The following is a 17,059-nucleotide window of genomic DNA, read 5'->3' as shown; positions in this document are numbered from 1 at the left end:
CGATTTACGAATACCGGAAATACCCTTCATTTCGGCGTTAACGATTGTTTTTGCGTTCCCGATCCAGTTCCCGCTTCTGGTCGCGTCGCCGAATGGTTTCCCGTTTGTCATGGCTCTGCTTGCCCCTGGCCAGTGCCAGATCGAGCTTGGCCTTGCCTTCTTTGAAATAGAGTTTCAACGGAATGAGCGCGTATCCCTTTTCATTGACCTTGCCGTAGAGCTTTTTGATTTCGTGCCGGTGCAGCAGAAGTTTTCGCGGACGCAGTGGATCGTGGTTGTTGTAATAGGCAAACGGGTAGGCGCCGATATGCATCTGGTAGACGAAGACCTCTCCGTTTTTGATCCGGGCGTAGGAATCCTTGAGGTTGGCCTTGCCCATTCTCAGGGATTTCACCTCGGTGCCCACCAGCACGATCCCGGCTTCATAGCGGTCCTCGATAATGTAATCGTGACGGGCCTTGCGGTTTTCGGCCACCAGCTTGATGCGATGATTGCCCACGGCTATAGCTCCTCAAGGTCGGGTTCGAGCCTCCCGACCGCTTCACCGAAGGAACGTTCCAACAGTTCCTGGACCGCTGCGCAGGTGGTCATGGTCATTGCCTTTTCGATGAAAGGTGCGACATTTTCGGTATTGATCGACCGAATGGCGTCTTTTACCATGGGGATGGCCTGGGGGTTCATGCTCAGTTCATCCACGCCCAGCCCCAGCAAAATGGGTGCAAAGAGAGGTTCTGCGGCCATCTCACCGCACATGTATGTCTGGATGCCCTTGGCCCTGGCCGCATCGCAGGTTCGCTTGATCATCCACAAGATGGCCGGGTGCAGCGGCTGGTGTAGGTGGGCCACATGCCGGTTGTTGCGGTCGATGGCCAGGGTATACTGGATCAGGTCGTTGGTGCCGATGCTGAAAAAATCGACCTTTTCCGCCAGGATGTCTGCGGTGATCACGGCTGAAGGGACTTCGATCATGATTCCGACGGGGACGTCCCGCTTGTAAGCAAACCCCTGCCGTATCAGGCTGTCGGCCGCCTCGTCCAGCATCGCCATGGCCTGCTCGACCTCCGCTATCCCCGAAATCATGGGGATGAGGATCCGGACGTTGCCATAGGCGGCAGCTCTTAAGATGGCGCGCAACTGGGTTTTGAAAATTTCGGGTTTTTTCAGACAATACCGGATCGCCCTGAGCCCCAGCGCCGGGTTGAGTTCCCGGGTGTCGCGGATATAATTCACCGCCTTGTCGCCGTTGATGTCCAGGGTCCGGATGGTTACCGGGCGATCCCCCATCACGTCGATCACGTCTTTGTAATTTTCGAAAAGGACATCTTCACCGGGAAAATCCGGCCGACTGAGATATTGAAACTCCGTCCGGTACAACCCGATGCCGTCACCGCCGTGGTCCAGCACCGAGACGACCTCTTCGGGAAGCTCGATGTTGCCCATCACCGGGATGCGTATGCCGTCCTCGGTCTGGGCGGGCAGGTGGCTTTTACGGACCATCAACGCCTTCTGAATTTCGTAACGTTCCCGGCGCTCCTCGGTTTCCAGCAAGGTCTGCTCGGTCGGGTTGACCACGACGATGCCGGCCTTGCCGTCCACAATGATAATATCGTCGTTTTTTATTTCCATGGTGGCATTGCCAACACCCAAAACAGCAGGAATCTGGAGGGTCTGGGCAATGATGCTGGTGTGGGACGCCCGCCCGCCGCGATTGGTGACGAATCCCTTGATCCGCTCGAGCTGAATCTGGCTGGTTTCCGCCGGGCTCAGGTCCCGCGCCACCAGGATCACCCGCTTGTCGATGTGGGCGATATTCACCTGATCCGCACCCACCAGATTTTCCATGATGCGATCCGACACATGGGTGATGTCTTCGGCCCGCTGCTTGAGGTAGTCGTCGGACATGTTCTCGAACATGGGCTTGACCAGGGAGACCACCTTCTTGAGCGCCCATTCGGCATTGACCTTTTCTTTTTCGATCACTTCGATGGTTCGGTCGTACAGCAATTTGTCTTCCAGCAGGACCGTGTGGGTTTCCAGAATCTGGGCATGCTGGCGAAACTCTTCGGGCGTTTCGTCGATAATCCGGCGCAGCGCCTCCTGGGCTTTTTTGACCGCTGTCTTAAAGCGCCCCACTTCGGCGGGCACGGCTTCCTCCCGGAGCACGTATTGTTTAACGACGTCCACGCCCTCTTTGTCCACGAGATATGCTTTGCCGATGCAGATCCCCGGGGATCCGCCGATACCTCTGAGGATGACTTCGGTGGCGTCCTGATCTTTCATTTATGAATCTTCTCCAAACCCGGAACGAATCAACGCGGCGATGCGGTCCAGTGTGTCCATATCCGCTTCGTCTTCAATACGGACGGTAATTTCAGTTCCTTTGGGGCAGGCCAGTGTCATGATGTCCAGCATGGACGTGGCATCCGCCGTTTCACCGTTTTTCTGGATCCAAACCCCTTTGCCGGCCCCTTCGGCCAGTTTGGCCAGTTTGGCCGCCGACCTGGCATGCAGTCCCAGGTCATTGACAATGATCAAGGTTCTGGATTTAATGTCATCCATGATGTACAACCGTTGTGGAAAACCGACCCCCGCGCCGCAACGAATTCGAAAGAGCGACGGTCGAATCGTTCTGCCGGCGTTCCAAAAAACAAAAAAAGGGAACTCTCCCTTTACTGAAACGTATTTATTTACCAACCTGCAAGGACGATGTCAACGCGTAAACATTGACAACACCCGGCCTTGTGGATACGCTGATTATTTTTAAATTCAAGCAGGATATACAAACTTCAGCCGACAGGGTACGCGTTCCCGTTGCAATGTTATTGGAAAAGGATCGCCGTTTGACCGAAAAGGCGGTGATCGTTCGACGTTGTGCCAACGGATCACCCCTGTCCATTCAATCCTTGTCTGAACGTGCCGTTCGGTTCACCCGGAGGCCCAATGCCACTTCAGCCCGGTTTCACTCCAAATTCCGCAGACCCTGCCGTCGAGCGCCAAAATGCGTCTTTGCGGGCGCTGCATGAAACCGCTCTGGGGCTTCTCGACAAGATCGACACCGAAGAACTGCTCGAAACGATCATCGAAAGGGCGGCCGATCTCACCGGTACGGCCCATGGTTATATCTACCTGCTTTCACCCGAGGCCCAGGTGATGGAAATGCGCGTGGGCAAGGGACTTTTCGCCGGGCAACTGGGGTTGGCCGTGCGCAAGGGCCAGGGGATGGGCGGGACGGTCTGGAAGACGGAAAGCCCCCAACTGGTCAGCGACTACCGCAACTGGCCGGGACGCCTGCACGATCCGTCTCTGGATCGCTTGCGGTGCATCGTCGGCATTCCGCTGAAATCCGATCGTCAGGTTCAGGGGGTCATCGGTCTGGCCCATGTCGAACCCGGTCGGCAGTTCGACGAAGAAGACGTCACAGCCCTGGAACGCTTTGCCGCCCTGGCCCTGCTGGCACTGGAAAAAGCCACTCTCTACAGCACGGTCACCCGGGAACTGGCCGAACGGAAAAAAGCGGAAGCCCGCATCCGTGAGAGCGAACAGATGTACCGGTCTTTTCTCGAGTCCTCCCCGGATCCCATCGTGGTTTACAACATGCAGGGCATCGCGACCTATATCAACCCCGCCTTCGAACAGACCTTCGGTCGCTCTCGGCACGAATTGCTGGGCAAACAGATCGATTTCGTTCCGGAAGAGTGCTGGCCGGAAACCAAGGCCGCCATCGACCGCATGCTCAGCGGCGGTAAGATCACCATGTTCGAAACCAAACGCCTGGCCAAAAACGGCCAGGTGCTGGACGTCCAGATCAGCTCCACCCTGTTTCAGGATCAAAACGGCCGGCCGACGGGCAACATCGTCACCCTTCGCGATATCAGCGACCGTAAAAAGGCGGAAGAGGCCCTCCAGCAGTACCATGACCAGCTGGAAGAACTCGTTCAGGAGCGAACGGCGGAACTGGCCGACGCGAACCGCCGCCTGAAACAGCAGATCGAGGAGCGCAAGCGGGCGGAAGCGGCCTTGCGAGCCCAGTCCGACCATCTCGAAGAGGTGAACACGGCACTGCGGGTGCTGCTGAAAAAACGGGAAGAAGACAAACGCGAAATGCAGGAAAACGTTCTTTCCAGTGTCAAGGAACTGGTCACGCCCTACCTGATGCGCTTGAAGCGGGGGCGTCTGGAGCCCCATCAGCAGACATTGATCGAAATTATGCAGTCCAATCTCGACAATATCATTTCGCCGTTTATCAGCAAGCTCTCTTCCCGATACCTGAATTTCACGCCTGCGGAGATCCGCGTGGCCAATCTCATCAAAGAAGGCAAGACCAATAAAGAAATTGCCGAATTGTTATTGATTTCAAAGAATACTGTTCTGTTCCACCGGCACCATATCCGAACCAAGCTCGGGCTGAAAAACAAAAAAATCAATCTCAGGACCCATCTCTTGTCCTACGAGGAGTAGTGGTTTTTCCCCACTACTTACCCGCTATTTTATCAACTTGACAGAACGCCGCAAACCGGTGTTTAACACAATCATGGAAGACGCAATCATCTTATGAACAGAATTCAATTTCTTATTCCACCGCAAGTTTAATCCTGTCAGACCTTTGAAAATGGAGGCGCGCTGTTGGGAAACGCAGATGAGATCAAAGAAGGGGAGGCCCTTCTCGAGCTTGAAGGCATCCACATGCATTTTGGAAAAGTGGCGGCCCTGTCCGGGATCGATCTGACCATCCGAAAAGGTGAGATTCATTCTGTTATCGGGCCAAACGGGGCCGGCAAGACGGTAATGATGAACATTATCAGCGGCCTTTACCGCCCCCAAAAGGGCGCTATCCGCTACAGGGGCCGTTCCATCAATTCGCTCAAGCCCTATGAGCGGGCCAAGCTGGGCATGGCCCGCACGTTTCAGAAGGTTGAGGTTTTCGGCGGCATGACCGTGCTGGACAACATCCGGCTGGGCCGGCATGTCCACTATCGCTCGGGTATTTTGAACGGCGCCCTCTATCTGGGCAAAACCAAGAAAGAGGAGATCGAACACCGGACCTTCATCGAGGAGGAAATCATCGACCTGCTGGAGATCGAACAGATCCGCCACAAACCGGTCGGCATGCTCCCCTATGGCCTGCAAAAACGTGTCGAACTGGGCCGGGCCCTGGCGTTGGAACCAGAATTGCTCATTCTGGACGAACCGCTGGCCGGTCTCAACCTTGAAGAGGTCGAGGATATGGCCCGCTTTATCCTCGATGTGAACGAAGAAAAACGGTGGCGGGTGACCTGCCTGCTGGTCGAGCACGACATGGGCGTCGTGATGGACCTGTCCAATCGGGTGTTCGTTCTGAATTTCGGAAATATGATCATGGATGGCACCCCGGAGGAAGTTCAGAACAATCCGGAAGTGATCAAAGCCTATCTGGGTGAAGAGGATCTGTATGCAACACGCGCATAATACGGAGACCGGTAGTGTGGAAATTACCAGGGAATTGACCATTCAGAAGCTGTTCTACCAACAGGCCCAGCGATACGGCGAAAACCGGGTGGCCATGCGGGAAAAAGAGTTCGGCCTCTGGCGGCCCATCACCTGGCAGGACTATTTCGACAACGTCAAGTACCTCAGCCTGGGCCTGATTCACATGGGACTGGAGCCGGGCGACAAGGTCGCCATGATCGGCGACAACCGCCCCGAGGGCCTTTGGGCCGAAATGGCCACCCTTTGCGCCGGCGGAGTGGCGGTATGGCTGTTCCAGGATTGTCTCATCGACGAAGTCAAATATATCCTCGACCATTCGGATACCAAATTCCTGTTCGGAGAGGGGCAGGAGGAGGTGGACAAAGCCATCTCCATCATCAACGAGTGCCCCAAGCTGAAAAATGTCATCTGGGACGATCCCAAGGGGATGCGCAACTATCACCAGGATTATCTGACCAGCTTCAAGGCGGTCATGGACAGGGGCCGGCAACTCGAAAAAGAACAGCCCGACCTTTTCGAAAAAATGATCGACCGGGGACACGGGGATGATGTCGCCCTGCTTTTTTACACCTCGGGAACCACTTCGCTGCCCAAGGGCGCACTTCTCTCCCACAACAACATGCTCACCATGGGTCAGCACCTGATGGCCGTGGACCCCTGCTACGACACGGACGACTACGTTTCCTACCTGCCTTTTGCCTGGATCGGCGAGCAGATGATGTCCATCTCCTGCGGACTGCAGATCGGCTATACCCTCAATTTTCCCGAGGAGCCGGAAACCGCCCAGGAGAACATCCGTGAAATCGGCCCCCACGTGATGTTCGCCCCCCCGCGCATGTACGAACAGATGACCCGGTCGGTTCAGGTCAAGCACCTGGACGCCAGTTGGACCAAGCGTCATCTTTTCAATCTCTCCGCCAAGATCGGCTATTACGTAGCCGATCTGAAATTCAAGAAAAAGCCGGTACCCTTCTACTGGAAAGCCCTCGAATGGCTCGCCTATGTGACCGTTCAGAAGAAACTCAAGGATCACCTGGGGCTCTCCCGGGTACGGCATGCCTATACCGGCGGGGCGGCCATGGGGCCCGATCATTTTCGCTTTTTTCACGCCCTGGGGGTCAACCTCAAGCAAATCTACGGTCAGACCGAAGTGGCCGGCATCTCGGTGGTTCATCGGGACGGAGACATCAAGTTCGATACCGTCGGGCATCCCATCCCCGGCACCGAGATCAAGATCACCGAGGACGGGGAGATCATCACCCGCAGTTCGTCCGTCTTCCTCGGCTACTACAAGAACCCGGAGGCCACGGAAGAAGCCCTGGTGGACGGGTGGCTCCACTCCGACGACAAGGGGTTTATCGACGACGACGGCCATCTGGTGGTCTTCGACCGTACCAAGGACGTCTTCACCTTGAGGGACGGAAAGCCCTTTTCTCCCCAATACCTGGAAACCCGTTTGAAGTTCAGCCCCTACATCCGGGATTCCTGGGTGATCGGCGATAAAAAAGACTACATCACTGCGGTACTGTGCATCGACTACAATGTGGTCGGCAAATGGGCCGACGAGAAAAAGCTCAATTACACCAGCTACCAGGAACTGTCCCAGAAGCCGGAAGTTTACCAGTTGGTGGAAAACCAGATCCGCCAGGCCAACAAGGATCTTCCCGATGCGGCCAAAGTGGCCAAATTTACCAATCTTTATAAAGAATTCGATGCGGACGACGACGAGTTGACCCGCACCCGCAAACTTCGCCGCGCCTTCGTGGAGAAGCGCTACCAGGAAATCGTCGAGGCCCTCTATGCGGATAGCGACAGCGTGCATATCGACACCACGATCAAATACGAAGACGGCCGCGAGGCCCACATCAAAACCGATATGACAATCATTCACCTTGAGGAATAAGATCAATGGAACTGTTTTTCATGACGATCACGACAGGCATCATGGTGGGCGGGATTTACGCCCTGGTGGCCCTGGGATGGGTGCTGATTTACAAATGCTCCGGGGTGCTGAACCTTGCCATGGGGGAGATGACGCTCATCGGCGCCTATGTGTCGCTCAGCTTTTATTCCATGGGCGTGCCCTTTTTGCTGGCCCTGGCCTTTTCGCTGATCATCGGGTTTGTTCTGGGCATCCTGACCGAACGCATTTTTCTGGACAAACTGATCGGCGAACCGGTGCTGACGGTCATCATGGTGACCGTGGGACTCTCCTTTTTCTTCAAGGGCACCGTCGAATTCATCTGGGGCACCGATACGCGGGTCTTTGACCCGCCGGTCTTCTCCATCGAGCCGATCCACGTCGGCCCTTTGATCATCGGGCAGGTTTACCTGTGGAGTTTTATCGCCGCCATGATCCTGCTGGTCGTTTTCGTCTGCTTCTTTAAATACACCCGCTGGGGCCTGGCCATGCAGGCCACGGCGGACGATGAGATGGCCGCGCTTTCCGTGGGGGTCAGCGCCCGCTTCGTCTATGCGACGGCCTGGGCCATCGCTTTCATGGCTGCCGGTGTAGGCGGCACACTGCTTGGCAATATCAACGGCCTGAACATCTCCGTCGGCTATCTCGGTCTGCTGGTGCTGCCCGCCGTAGTGCTGGGCGGCCTCAATTCCGTGCCCGGCGCCATTGTCGGCGGCATCATTATCGGCGTGCTGCAGAATCTGTGCGGTGCCTATCTGGACCGCTATTTTCCGGGGGCCGTCAAGGAAATCGCACCGTTTGTCTTCATGGCAATCTTTCTGCTTTTCAAGCCTTATGGGCTATGGGGATGGGAGCGGATCGAAAGAGTGTAGTGATCATCCAAAAATGTCCAATTGCCCCGATATCTGCGTTATACGAAAAATTTTATCCTCGAAATATCAACTATATGTCTCCGGTAAAATTTTTCGAAAGCCTTGATCTCGAACCAATTGGCCTATTTTCGGACAGACGCCAATTACAATAAACCAATTTTTAGGGGTTTGGGAATCGACAAATTTTCCTTTTCCCGTCATTCCGGCGAAAGCCGGAATCCAGCCAATGCGACAGGTTCTGGATTCCGGATCAAGTCCGACATGACGCCTCTGCAAAGTTAAACGAGTCCAAGACCAAATTCATTAAATAGGAGTCCTTTATGTCGACAACCTGGCTTCCCTGCGGAGTGTATCATGAAACCTATGCACAGGATCATGCTTGGTGGCAGACCAAATTCATCCGCGGCAAAATGGTCCTGCTGGCCGTCATCCTGTTCTTCGTGATTCCTTTTTTCGCGGATTCCTATGGTCTCAGCGTCTGCAATCAGATCGGATACACCATTTTGGGGGCGCTGGGCGTCCAACTGCTCATCGGGTTCTGCGGTCAGGTCACCCTGGGGCACGCCGCTTTTCTGGCGGTGGGCGCCTACACCAGCACGCTGCTGATCCTGGAGTTTCCATGGCCGGCCTGGATGATGCAGTGGGGACTGGCCTATCCCGCAAGTATCGTTATCGCAGCCTTCGTCGCAGGGATCTGGAGCGTCCTGTTCGGCCTGCCGTCGGCCCGGGTCAAAGGCTTTTACCTGATTCTGACCACCATGGCAGCCCAGTTCATTACCGTCGATTTTATCATCACCCAGTACATCAGCCAGATCGGCGGCCGGGGCCAGGCATTTTCCCTGCCTCCGGGAACCATCAAGGTCGGTCCCTGGGTGATCGACAGCGACCTGAAAGTCTATTTCATGATGCTCGTTCTGGTGATCGCCTGCGTCGTCGCGGTGGTGAATCTTCTCCGTTCGCGGGCCGGCAGGGCCTGGGTGGCCATCCGGGACAACGACATCTCCGCTGAAGTGATGGGCATCAATGTCATCAAGTACAAGCTGCTGGCGTTTTTCGTGGCCGGCGCCATCGGCGGTATCGCCGGTGCGTTCTGGATCAGCAACCTGGCCGCCATCAGCCCCGAGCATTTTCCATGGTTCTGGTCCCTGTGGCTGGTGGGTGTGATCCTCATCGGCGGGGTCGGTTCCGTGCATGGGGCGATCTTCGGCTCCATATTCATGGTGGTGATCATGGAGGCCCTCCAGCTGGCCGTCATGCCGCTGGCGGACACTTTTCCGAAACTGCTGATGGACTTTCTGTTCATCAAGGAAGCCGCCTTCGGTCTGGCCATCTGTATATTCATGATTTTCGAACCCAACGGGTTGGCCTACCGCTGGTGGCAGAGCAAAAACTATTTCAACCTGTGGCCGTTTTCCTATTAGCCGCTTGCAAGAACCGGCTGCAAATCGGCAAACCGAAGCAAACGAGGAGGTGATTCAGCAGGCAGGAGGATCGGGGTTTCTTTACAGCCAAGCTTTGAATGAAAGGGGAGGACGATGAACACGAAACATGTTTGGGCCAAAGTTTTTATCTTGGCAACGATTACGGTGCTGTTTTTGGGTTTTTCACCCTTTGCGGGGGCAGCGGATATCAAGATCGGGGCGCTCAACGACATGACAGGTGCCACGTCCGATGTCGGCAAGGACTATGCCCTGGGAATCGCCGAGGCGATTCACTACATCAACGATACGGGAGGCATCAACGGCAAAAAAATCAAACTGTATCAGTTTGATTACGGATACCGCATTCCCGAAGCGCTGACCAAATATAACCTGTTCAAACGGTTGAAATGCGCGGCGATCCTGGGCTGGGGCACCGGAGATACCGAGGCGCTGGCGCCGACGGTAGCCAAGGACAAGATCCCTTATGTGTCGGCCTCTTATTCCGGCCACCTGTGCGATCCCACGAAAACCCCCTACAACCTGTTCTTCTCCACCGACTATTCGACCCAGTCCCGGGGACTGATTACATCCTGGTTCGACAAAAAGTGGCCCAACAACCCGGACTACGGCAAACGGAAACCCCGCATCGCCATGTGCTACATGTTCGCTTCGCCGTTTTCCAGTTCTTCCATCAAGGCCGCCAAGGACCAGGCCACCATCCTCGGCTTTGACATCGGACCCGATCAGGACGTTTCCCTGTTCGCCATCGACACCAAGAGCCAGATTCTATCCCTGAAAGAGTTCAAGCCGGACGTGGTGCTGCACACCAATACGGTGATGTCGGTCGCGGCCACCCTGCGCGATGCCTACGCACTTGGACTTGGTGCGGACAACCTGATCAAATGCTGGGGGTTTGACGAAAACCTTCCCAGACTGGCCGGCAAGGCAGCCGAAGGCGCCATCGGGTGTGCTCCCTGGGCATTTTACGGGCTGGATGTGAAGCTGATGGACAAAGTGGTCGAATACGCCAAGAAGTACAACCCGGGAATTCCCCAGGAAAAGAGAACCATTCACACCGTCCAGGCGTGGGCCAACGCTCTCGGACTGGCCGAGGCCTTGAAACGGGCCGACAAGGCCGGCGATCTGAGCGGCGAAGGCATCCTGAAAAAGGGTTTCGAAACCATGAAAGGATTCGAGGTCGGACTGGGCGTCGCACCGGCGACTTTCACCCCCACGGATCATCGCTCCCAGAGCGAAGCCAAGATCTACGAATACAAAAACGGCGCGTTCACGCTCATCGATGCGGTCGACTTGAAAAAAAGATGGCCGGAAAAGTGGGAAAAAGAGTGGCTGGGTTGGTAAAACCGGCATCCTACGGGAGGGTACCATTTTGTCCGAAGAGAATACGATCCTGAAGATTAACAACATTGAAGTCAAATACCACGAAGTGATCCTTGTGGTGAAAGGCGTCTCCATCGAGGTTCCCGAGGGCGGCATCGTCGCCCTTCTGGGCGCCAACGGTGCCGGAAAAAGCACGACTTTGAAGGCGATTTCGGGCCTGCTGAAGCACGAGGACGGAGCGGTTACCGACGGCTCCATCGAGTTCATGGGCCAGCGCATCGACAAGTTGGGGGCCGAGAAGATCGCCAAGATGGGGATCGTGCAGGTGATCGAAGGCCGCCGGGTGTTCGAGCACCTGACCGTCGAACAAAATCTCAAGGTCGGCGCCCACATGAAAAAGCACGGCCGCTCCATCAAGGAGGGGCTGGAAATGGTCTACCACTATTTCCCGCGCCTGAAGGAAAAACGCAACGAGACAGCCGGATTCATCAGCGGCGGTGAGCAGCAGATGACCGTCGTCGGCCGGGCGCTGATGACCAGCCCAAAGCTGATCCTGCTGGATGAACCCTCCATGGGCCTGGCGCCGTTGCTGATTCATGAGATTTTCAACATCATCCAACAGCTCAATCGTGACGAGAAAATCTCCATCCTGCTGGTTGAGCAGAACGCCAAGCTGGCCCTCAATGTGGCACCCCATGCCTACGTCATGGAAACCGGACGCATCGTCATGGACGATTCGGCCGAAAAACTGCGCGAAAATCCGGACATCAAGGATTTCTACCTCGGTATGACCGATTTTGGAGGCAGGAAGAGTTTTCGAGACGTCAAACACTATAAGCGCAGAAAGAGGTGGCTTGCCTAAAAACCAATTTAAAAAACATCTCACTCTCATATATAAAGGGGGAGAACATGTGTAAAAAGAGAGTACTGTTGAGATTCTTGAGCATCCTGTTTGTCGTGGCCTTTTTTTCGGGATGTGCCGGGATGGCGGCCAAACCGACCGAGAGCAATTTCCAGGCGCCGGTGGTCACCCTGGACAATATGGAAGTGGCCCATGCCTTCGGATACTGGTATTTTTCAAACAAGGTCGAACCCACCAAGGGCAAGCCGGACAATGTCGGCGCCCCCCTGGACCTGGCCTTCACCTTTAACGTGGAAAACCCCAATCCGTTTCCCGTGCAGATGGAAAGCCTGAAATTTTCCGTTCTGTTCGAAGAGTTCGAACTCAATACGGTCAGCACCCATGCGACCCAGTGGATCCCGCCGGGAATGACCAACCAGGTGCTTGTTCATGCCCACTTCGACGTCCGGCAGTCGCTGTTGAGCCTGCTGGTGACCGGCGGCTTCAAGCTCAAGGAAAAAGGGACCAACGCCTGGGCGGCCCTGGAGAAATGGTGGACCGGCATACCGAATTACGAAGTCCCGGTTACCGTCAGCGGCGGTGCTGCCGTCTTCAAGGCCGACAGTCTGGTCAAGGTGTCCACGTTCGAGGCGACCTTTCCCTGAGACCGTTTCAATGATGCATCGGCAAACCCATCGAGAACGTTTAAATGGGAGCGCCGATGCATCGGGACAGCCAGAATCCATTCATACGCAACGGTTAATTTTCGAATGCGCCCGTTTGTTGTTCAACGTGCCGGTTTCGAAAGAAGGGTGGATATCGTTCTCACGAAAGCGTTCCTGCTGTAATCCATTAAAACAATACAACGTTGACGAACTCGTAAAAAGCAGCATTTCCGGAGTAGCACATGGGGCTTTACGACTTTACCTTTTATGATCTGATCCATCGCAACGCAGTTTGTTATGACGGCAAACCGGCATGGTTCGAGGCGGAAACCGGCGCCACCACTGATTTCTCAGCGTTCAAAACCCAGGTGGACTGTCTGGCCGCCGGTTTGCAAAAGGCAGGCATCCGTTCCGGAGATCGCATCGGTGTGGTGGGGAAAAACAGTCTCGCCTTCTTCACGCTGTATGGGGCCGCCGCTGCTTTGGGGGCCATTGTGGTCGCAGTCAACTGGCGTCTGTCCGAAAACGAGGTGGCCTTCAACCTCGACGACTGCACACCGAAAATGGTGTTCGCAGACAACGAATTCGGGGAGACGATCACAAGCCTGCGCGATCGACTCCCCTCGGTTGATCGATTCATCAACCTGACCGATAACGGCCCTCTGGACGCCTTCGACGATTTACTGGATGACGCTCCCTTTTCCGGAGAACCGGTGTCGGCAAACGACGGCCTGGTGATCATCCACACGGCCGCCGTAGCCGGAAGGCCGCGCGGCGCCTTGCTCAGCCATGCCAATTTGCTGTGTGCCAGTCTGCACCTGAACCATTGCTTCAATCTATCTCCGGACGACGTGCACCTGAATCTGCTGCCGCTTTTCCATGTTGCCGGGCTGTTCATGGCGGTCTGTGCCTTCCATGCCGGGGCGTTGAATATCAATATGGCCAAATTCGATGCGGACAAGGCCGTCGACCTGATCGCCGCACACAAGGCATCCCTTCTTTTCGACTTCTCACCCATCCTTGGATCCATTCTTGACGCCGGCGAGAAAAACGGGGCCGATATCTCGTCGTTGCGGGCGGTCATGGGCCTGGATACGCCCGAAACCATCGAACGCTACCGGAAAACCACCGGCGGCTGTTTTTATGTGATGTACGGCCAGACGGAGACGTCCTGCCTGACCACCATGGGCCGCTACGACGACTGCCCCGGTTCGGCCGGACGCGCCATCCCGCTGGGGCGAGTGGAACTCGTGGACGATGCGGACAACCCGGTGCCGCCTGGCCAGGCGGGTGAAATCACCCTGCAGGGCCCCATGGTGTTCAAGGGATATTGGAATCTGGACAAAGACAACGACCAGACCTTTCGCAACGGCAGGCACCACACCGGCGATTTGGGCCGCTTCGACGAAAAGGGCTTTTTATGGTATGCTGGTCGCAAGCCGGAAAAGGAGTTGATCAAACCCGGCGGCGAGAACGTTTACCCGGCCGAGGTGGAGAAGGTCATCCTGGAACATCCGGCGGTGTCGCAGACCGTGGTGTTCGGAATACCCGATCCCAAATGGAAAGAGGCCATTAAGGCGGTCTGTGTATGCGCACCGGGCCAGTCGGTCACGGCCGGGGAGTTGATCGAATTTGTAGGCCAGCGCATTGCCCGGTACAAGAAACCGCAATATGTCGATTTCGTGGAATCGCTTCCGGAAAAAGACGGTGCCATTGATCGCGAAGCGGTCAAACAGCGTTATGGGGGCAAGCAGCCCGGCAACTCCTGATTTTTTTTGAGGCCAAACAATGTTGCGCGTAAAAAGTCGTTTTTCATAGACGGCTTTGTAAAAAGGTCGAGATCAAGGCTTGCGAGTCCCGAGGAAAGAGGCGTACCAAAACGTACTCCGCACTGACGAGGGACGAAGCGTAACGCCGATATCGGGCTTTTTACGAAGCCGTCAAAAATAAATCCATGGGCGAACCTTCATACTGGGCCGACGATTACGTCAAGAAAACCTGCAAGGCGACCGAGGCTATCGGACGGATCCGGCCGGGCCAACGCGTGTTCATCGGTTCGTCGTGCGGCGAGCCCCAACATCTGGTGCGGGTGCTCTCCAATGCATCGGCCGACCTGGCCGACCTGGAGATCGTTCGCCTCATGTCCCTGGAAACGACGCCCCTGACCCTGATCGCCAACAAGAGCAGGGGCAGCAGCCTCAATATTCGCCAATTCTATTCCGGTTCGGCCAAACCCAAAGCCATTGCCCGCCACAGCCGCTTCATCACGCCCATGAACCTTTCGGCGGTACCCAAGCTGTTTAAGAGCCGACGGATGCCCATCCATGTGGCCCTGATCCAGACCACACCGCCGGACGATTTCGGCTGCCTGAGCCTGGGGGTTGCGGTGGACATCACCCTTGCCGCCGCTTTGTCCGCCGACCTGGTGATTGCCCAGGTCAACCCGCGCATGCCGCGTGTATTGGGCCGCAGCTTCCTTCATGTGGACGATGTCGACCTGTTCGTGGAGTATGAGGAACCCCTGATCACCCTGGGCACCACCCCCGATTCCAACGCCGCCGACACCATCGCGCAATTGATCGCCCGCCTCATCGACGACGGATCGACGATCCAGATCGGACCCGGCACGACGCCCAAAGCTACCCTGGCGGCCATGAAGGACAAGAACGATCTGGGCGTTCATACCCAATATATTACCGACCCCGTCATGCACCTTTTCTCGCGGGGCGTAATCACCAATCGCCGCAAGGGATTCAATGACGGCAAAATCGTGGCCAGCAGCGCCGTGGGCTCCGAAAACCTGTACGAATTCATCAACGACAATCCCGTGATCGAGTTTCACCCGTCGGATTATGTCAACGACGGGGCCATCATCTCCCGGCACAACAAGATGGTGGCGATCAACGTAGCCATGGCCGTCGATCTGACCGGCCAGGTAGCGGCCGATGCCCTGCCCTACAATCACTTTTCCGGAATCACCGGAATGGTCGACTTCATCCGCGGCGCGGCCATGAGCGAAGGCGGCAAATCGCTTCTGCTCCTTCCGGCCACCACCATGCAGGGCAAAAAAAGCCGCATCGTACCGATGTTGGACGACACGGCCGTGGTCGTTCCCCGTAGCGACGTCAATTACATCTGCACCGAGTACGGCGTTGTCAATCTTTTCGGAAAGAGCCTTCAGGAGCGCGCCCTGGCCTTGATCAGCATCGCCCATCCCGATTTTCGCGATGAACTCTTCAGCCATGCCCGGCGCATGGGCCTTTTGGCCATTGAGCAGCTTCAAAAAGGGACCATTACCGGCGTCTATCCGCTACGCCTGGAAAAAATGCTCGAAATCGACGGAGAAGCGGTCACCATCCGGCCGGCCAAACCGGTGGATGCCCGCCGCATCCAGGAGCACTTCTACAACCTGGACCCCGATGATGTCGTCGCCCGTTTTTTTCATCGCAAAGAGCGCTTCAACGGCCAGGAGGCGGAGAAGGTGTCCCAGGTGGATTACATCAACAACCTGACCATCGTTGCCGTGGTGGGCGAATCCGGTTTTGGCCGTGTGATCGGCATCGGAGAATACCTTCTCGATCCGGCTGTCAACATGGCCGAAGTCGCCTATTCGATCTCCGGAAAATGGCAGCACAAAGGGTTGGGGGGCCTGATTCAGGAAAAGCTCGCCGAAGGCGCTCGAAGCAATGGAATCGCCGGTCTTTATGCCTATACCGCACCCGAAAACCAGGGCATGATCCGTCTTTTCGAAAAGCTGCCGTATCAAATCGAAACCGGTAAGGAAGATGAAATGCTTGTCCTCCGGTGTCGATTCGACGAGCCCGCCGTTCATGCCTGAGTCGCCCCTTGCAACAGCCGGGTTCACTTCCACCGGTAGCGGCCATCCGTTTCAATGATCCGTTTTCCCGAACCAGCAGGGCCAGGTTTTTATCATTCAGGGCTGGACCGCTTTCCAGAACAACTCGAAGAACTCGGGGATGGTGTCGACCAGTTTCCGCTTCATGCCGAAGTAATACCATTGATGGATCTGCCGGTAGCAGAACATGTAATAGAGGTCGACAATTTGCCGGTTTGAGATTGCAGGGTCGATGGCGCCCGTTTGCCGGGCCTTGTCGAGCAACTCCCGCAGGGCCGCATGCTCTACGCCGCGGTAGCTTTTCTCTTTCATCCAGCTGCGCGTGGGAACGGTGATGAAGGCGGTGACCGCCACGCCCGGGTTCTTGTCGTAGAAATCCATGGTGACCCAGAACACTTTGCGAAGCACCTCTTTAATCTCTTCGAGACCGGCGATGTGAAGCGTGATGGCTTTTCCGATTTCGGCGATTTTTTCATCGAGGATGGTAAAGATGAGATCTTCTTTGGAGGAAAAATATTTATAGATCGTTCCCGAACTGACGCCTGTCTGCTTGGATATCTCCCGAATGTTGACCCGGTGGAAGTCGTTATCAAAGAAGAGCGCCAGGACGGCGGGGTAAAGCCTCTCTTTCAGTTTGCCGGGGATACTTGCGATGTTGTCTTTCACTGGGGAAATC

14 protein-coding genes are annotated in these 17,059 nt (G+C 55.8%); 10 read left to right on the top strand and 4 right to left on the bottom strand.

Translation table 11 applies throughout. From position 1 onward, the window contains the following. Nucleotides 1-37: 37 nt before the first annotated feature. The 3 genes from smpB to GN111_RS22655 are packed head-to-tail and all read right to left on the bottom strand — an operon-like array spanning nt 38 to nt 2,559. Nucleotides 38-499 carry an SsrA-binding protein SmpB gene (smpB, locus tag GN111_RS22665; RefSeq protein ID WP_155305937.1) on the bottom strand — a complete coding sequence of 154 codons (462 nt, stop codon included), beginning with the start codon at nt 497-499 and terminating at the stop codon, nt 38-40. A 2-nt stretch (nt 500-501) separates the two neighbouring features. Beyond that, on the bottom strand, nt 502-2,280 hold the full coding sequence (ptsP, locus tag GN111_RS22660) for a phosphoenolpyruvate--protein phosphotransferase (RefSeq protein WP_155305936.1): 1,779 nt from the start codon (nt 2,278-2,280) through the stop codon (nt 502-504). Then, nucleotides 2,281-2,559: an HPr family phosphocarrier protein gene (locus tag GN111_RS22655; RefSeq protein ID WP_155305935.1), complete on the bottom strand. Its 279-nt coding sequence runs from the start codon at nt 2,557-2,559 to the stop codon at nt 2,281-2,283. Between the two features lie 381 nt (nt 2,560-2,940). Here GN111_RS22655 and GN111_RS22650 point away from each other — a divergent pair, with 381 nt between their 5' ends. The 10 genes from GN111_RS22650 to GN111_RS22605 all read left to right on the top strand — a co-directional run bounded on the left by GN111_RS22650 (nt 2,941) and on the right by GN111_RS22605 (nt 16,365). After that, nucleotides 2,941-4,458 carry a PAS domain S-box protein gene (locus GN111_RS22650; RefSeq protein WP_155305934.1) on the top strand — a complete coding sequence of 506 codons (1,518 nt, stop codon included), beginning with the start codon at nt 2,941-2,943 and terminating at the stop codon, nt 4,456-4,458. Between the two features lie 165 nt (nt 4,459-4,623). Then, nucleotides 4,624-5,445 carry an ABC transporter ATP-binding protein gene (locus GN111_RS22645; protein WP_197740402.1) on the top strand — a complete coding sequence of 274 codons (822 nt, stop codon included), beginning with the start codon at nt 4,624-4,626 and terminating at the stop codon, nt 5,443-5,445. Next, nucleotides 5,429-7,369, top strand: coding sequence for an AMP-binding protein (locus GN111_RS22640; RefSeq protein WP_155305933.1), 1,941 nt, complete (start codon nt 5,429-5,431; stop codon nt 7,367-7,369). Before GN111_RS22645 ends, GN111_RS22640 begins: the two co-directional genes overlap by 17 nt. Before the next feature lie 5 nt (nt 7,370-7,374). Next, entirely contained in the window at nt 7,375-8,259 is an 885-nt protein-coding gene (locus GN111_RS22635) for a branched-chain amino acid ABC transporter permease (protein ID WP_155305932.1), read from the top strand. A gap of 320 nt (nt 8,260-8,579) precedes the next feature. Then, nucleotides 8,580-9,680: a branched-chain amino acid ABC transporter permease gene (locus tag GN111_RS22630; protein WP_155305931.1), complete on the top strand. Its 1,101-nt coding sequence runs from the start codon at nt 8,580-8,582 to the stop codon at nt 9,678-9,680. 114 nt (nt 9,681-9,794) lie between these two features. Continuing rightward, nucleotides 9,795-11,042: an ABC transporter substrate-binding protein gene (locus GN111_RS22625; protein ID WP_155305930.1), complete on the top strand. Its 1,248-nt coding sequence runs from the start codon at nt 9,795-9,797 to the stop codon at nt 11,040-11,042. A gap of 28 nt (nt 11,043-11,070) precedes the next feature. Then, entirely contained in the window at nt 11,071-11,883 is an 813-nt protein-coding gene (locus GN111_RS22620) for an ABC transporter ATP-binding protein (protein ID WP_231715534.1), read from the top strand. 47 nt (nt 11,884-11,930) lie between these two features. Continuing rightward, nucleotides 11,931-12,527: a hypothetical protein gene (locus GN111_RS22615; RefSeq protein ID WP_155305929.1), complete on the top strand. Its 597-nt coding sequence runs from the start codon at nt 11,931-11,933 to the stop codon at nt 12,525-12,527. 242 nt (nt 12,528-12,769) lie between these two features. Beyond that, the gene (locus tag GN111_RS22610; protein WP_155305928.1) at nt 12,770-14,296 is read left to right on the top strand and encodes an AMP-binding protein; all 1,527 of its coding nucleotides are present in this window, start codon (nt 12,770-12,772) and stop codon (nt 14,294-14,296) included. A 185-nt stretch (nt 14,297-14,481) separates the two neighbouring features. Beyond that, on the top strand, nt 14,482-16,365 hold the full coding sequence (locus tag GN111_RS22605) for a GNAT family N-acetyltransferase (RefSeq protein WP_155305927.1): 1,884 nt from the start codon (nt 14,482-14,484) through the stop codon (nt 16,363-16,365). Nucleotides 16,366-16,461: 96 nt separating this feature from the next. On the opposite strand, the gene GN111_RS22600 is transcribed toward GN111_RS22605, so the two are convergent. Then, nucleotides 16,462-17,049: a TetR/AcrR family transcriptional regulator gene (locus GN111_RS22600; protein WP_170302416.1), complete on the bottom strand. Its 588-nt coding sequence runs from the start codon at nt 17,047-17,049 to the stop codon at nt 16,462-16,464. Between the last annotated feature and the right edge of the window lie 10 nt (nt 17,050-17,059).

Origin of the sequence: Desulfosarcina widdelii, from assembly GCF_009688965.1 — a bacterium.
Lineage (GTDB): Bacteria > Desulfobacterota > Desulfobacteria > Desulfobacterales > Desulfosarcinaceae > Desulfosarcina > Desulfosarcina widdelii.
This window is presented reverse-complemented; position numbering and strand designations above follow the sequence as displayed.

Coding starts and splice junctions, on each gene's coding strand:
- GN111_RS22655 (WP_155305935.1), bottom strand. CDS start 2,559: ATGGATGACATTAAATCCAGAACCTTGATCATTGTCAATGACCTGGGA.
- GN111_RS22650 (WP_155305934.1), top strand. CDS start 2,941: ATGCCACTTCAGCCCGGTTTCACTCCAAATTCCGCAGACCCTGCCGTC.
- ptsP (WP_155305936.1), bottom strand. CDS start 2,280: ATGAAAGATCAGGACGCCACCGAAGTCATCCTCAGAGGTATCGGCGGA.
- GN111_RS22625 (WP_155305930.1), top strand. CDS start 9,795: ATGAACACGAAACATGTTTGGGCCAAAGTTTTTATCTTGGCAACGATT.
- GN111_RS22640 (WP_155305933.1), top strand. CDS start 5,429: ATGCAACACGCGCATAATACGGAGACCGGTAGTGTGGAAATTACCAGG.
- GN111_RS22615 (WP_155305929.1), top strand. CDS start 11,931: ATGTGTAAAAAGAGAGTACTGTTGAGATTCTTGAGCATCCTGTTTGTC.
- GN111_RS22605 (WP_155305927.1), top strand. CDS start 14,482: ATGGGCGAACCTTCATACTGGGCCGACGATTACGTCAAGAAAACCTGC.
- GN111_RS22630 (WP_155305931.1), top strand. CDS start 8,580: ATGTCGACAACCTGGCTTCCCTGCGGAGTGTATCATGAAACCTATGCA.
- GN111_RS22635 (WP_155305932.1), top strand. CDS start 7,375: ATGGAACTGTTTTTCATGACGATCACGACAGGCATCATGGTGGGCGGG.
- GN111_RS22610 (WP_155305928.1), top strand. CDS start 12,770: ATGGGGCTTTACGACTTTACCTTTTATGATCTGATCCATCGCAACGCA.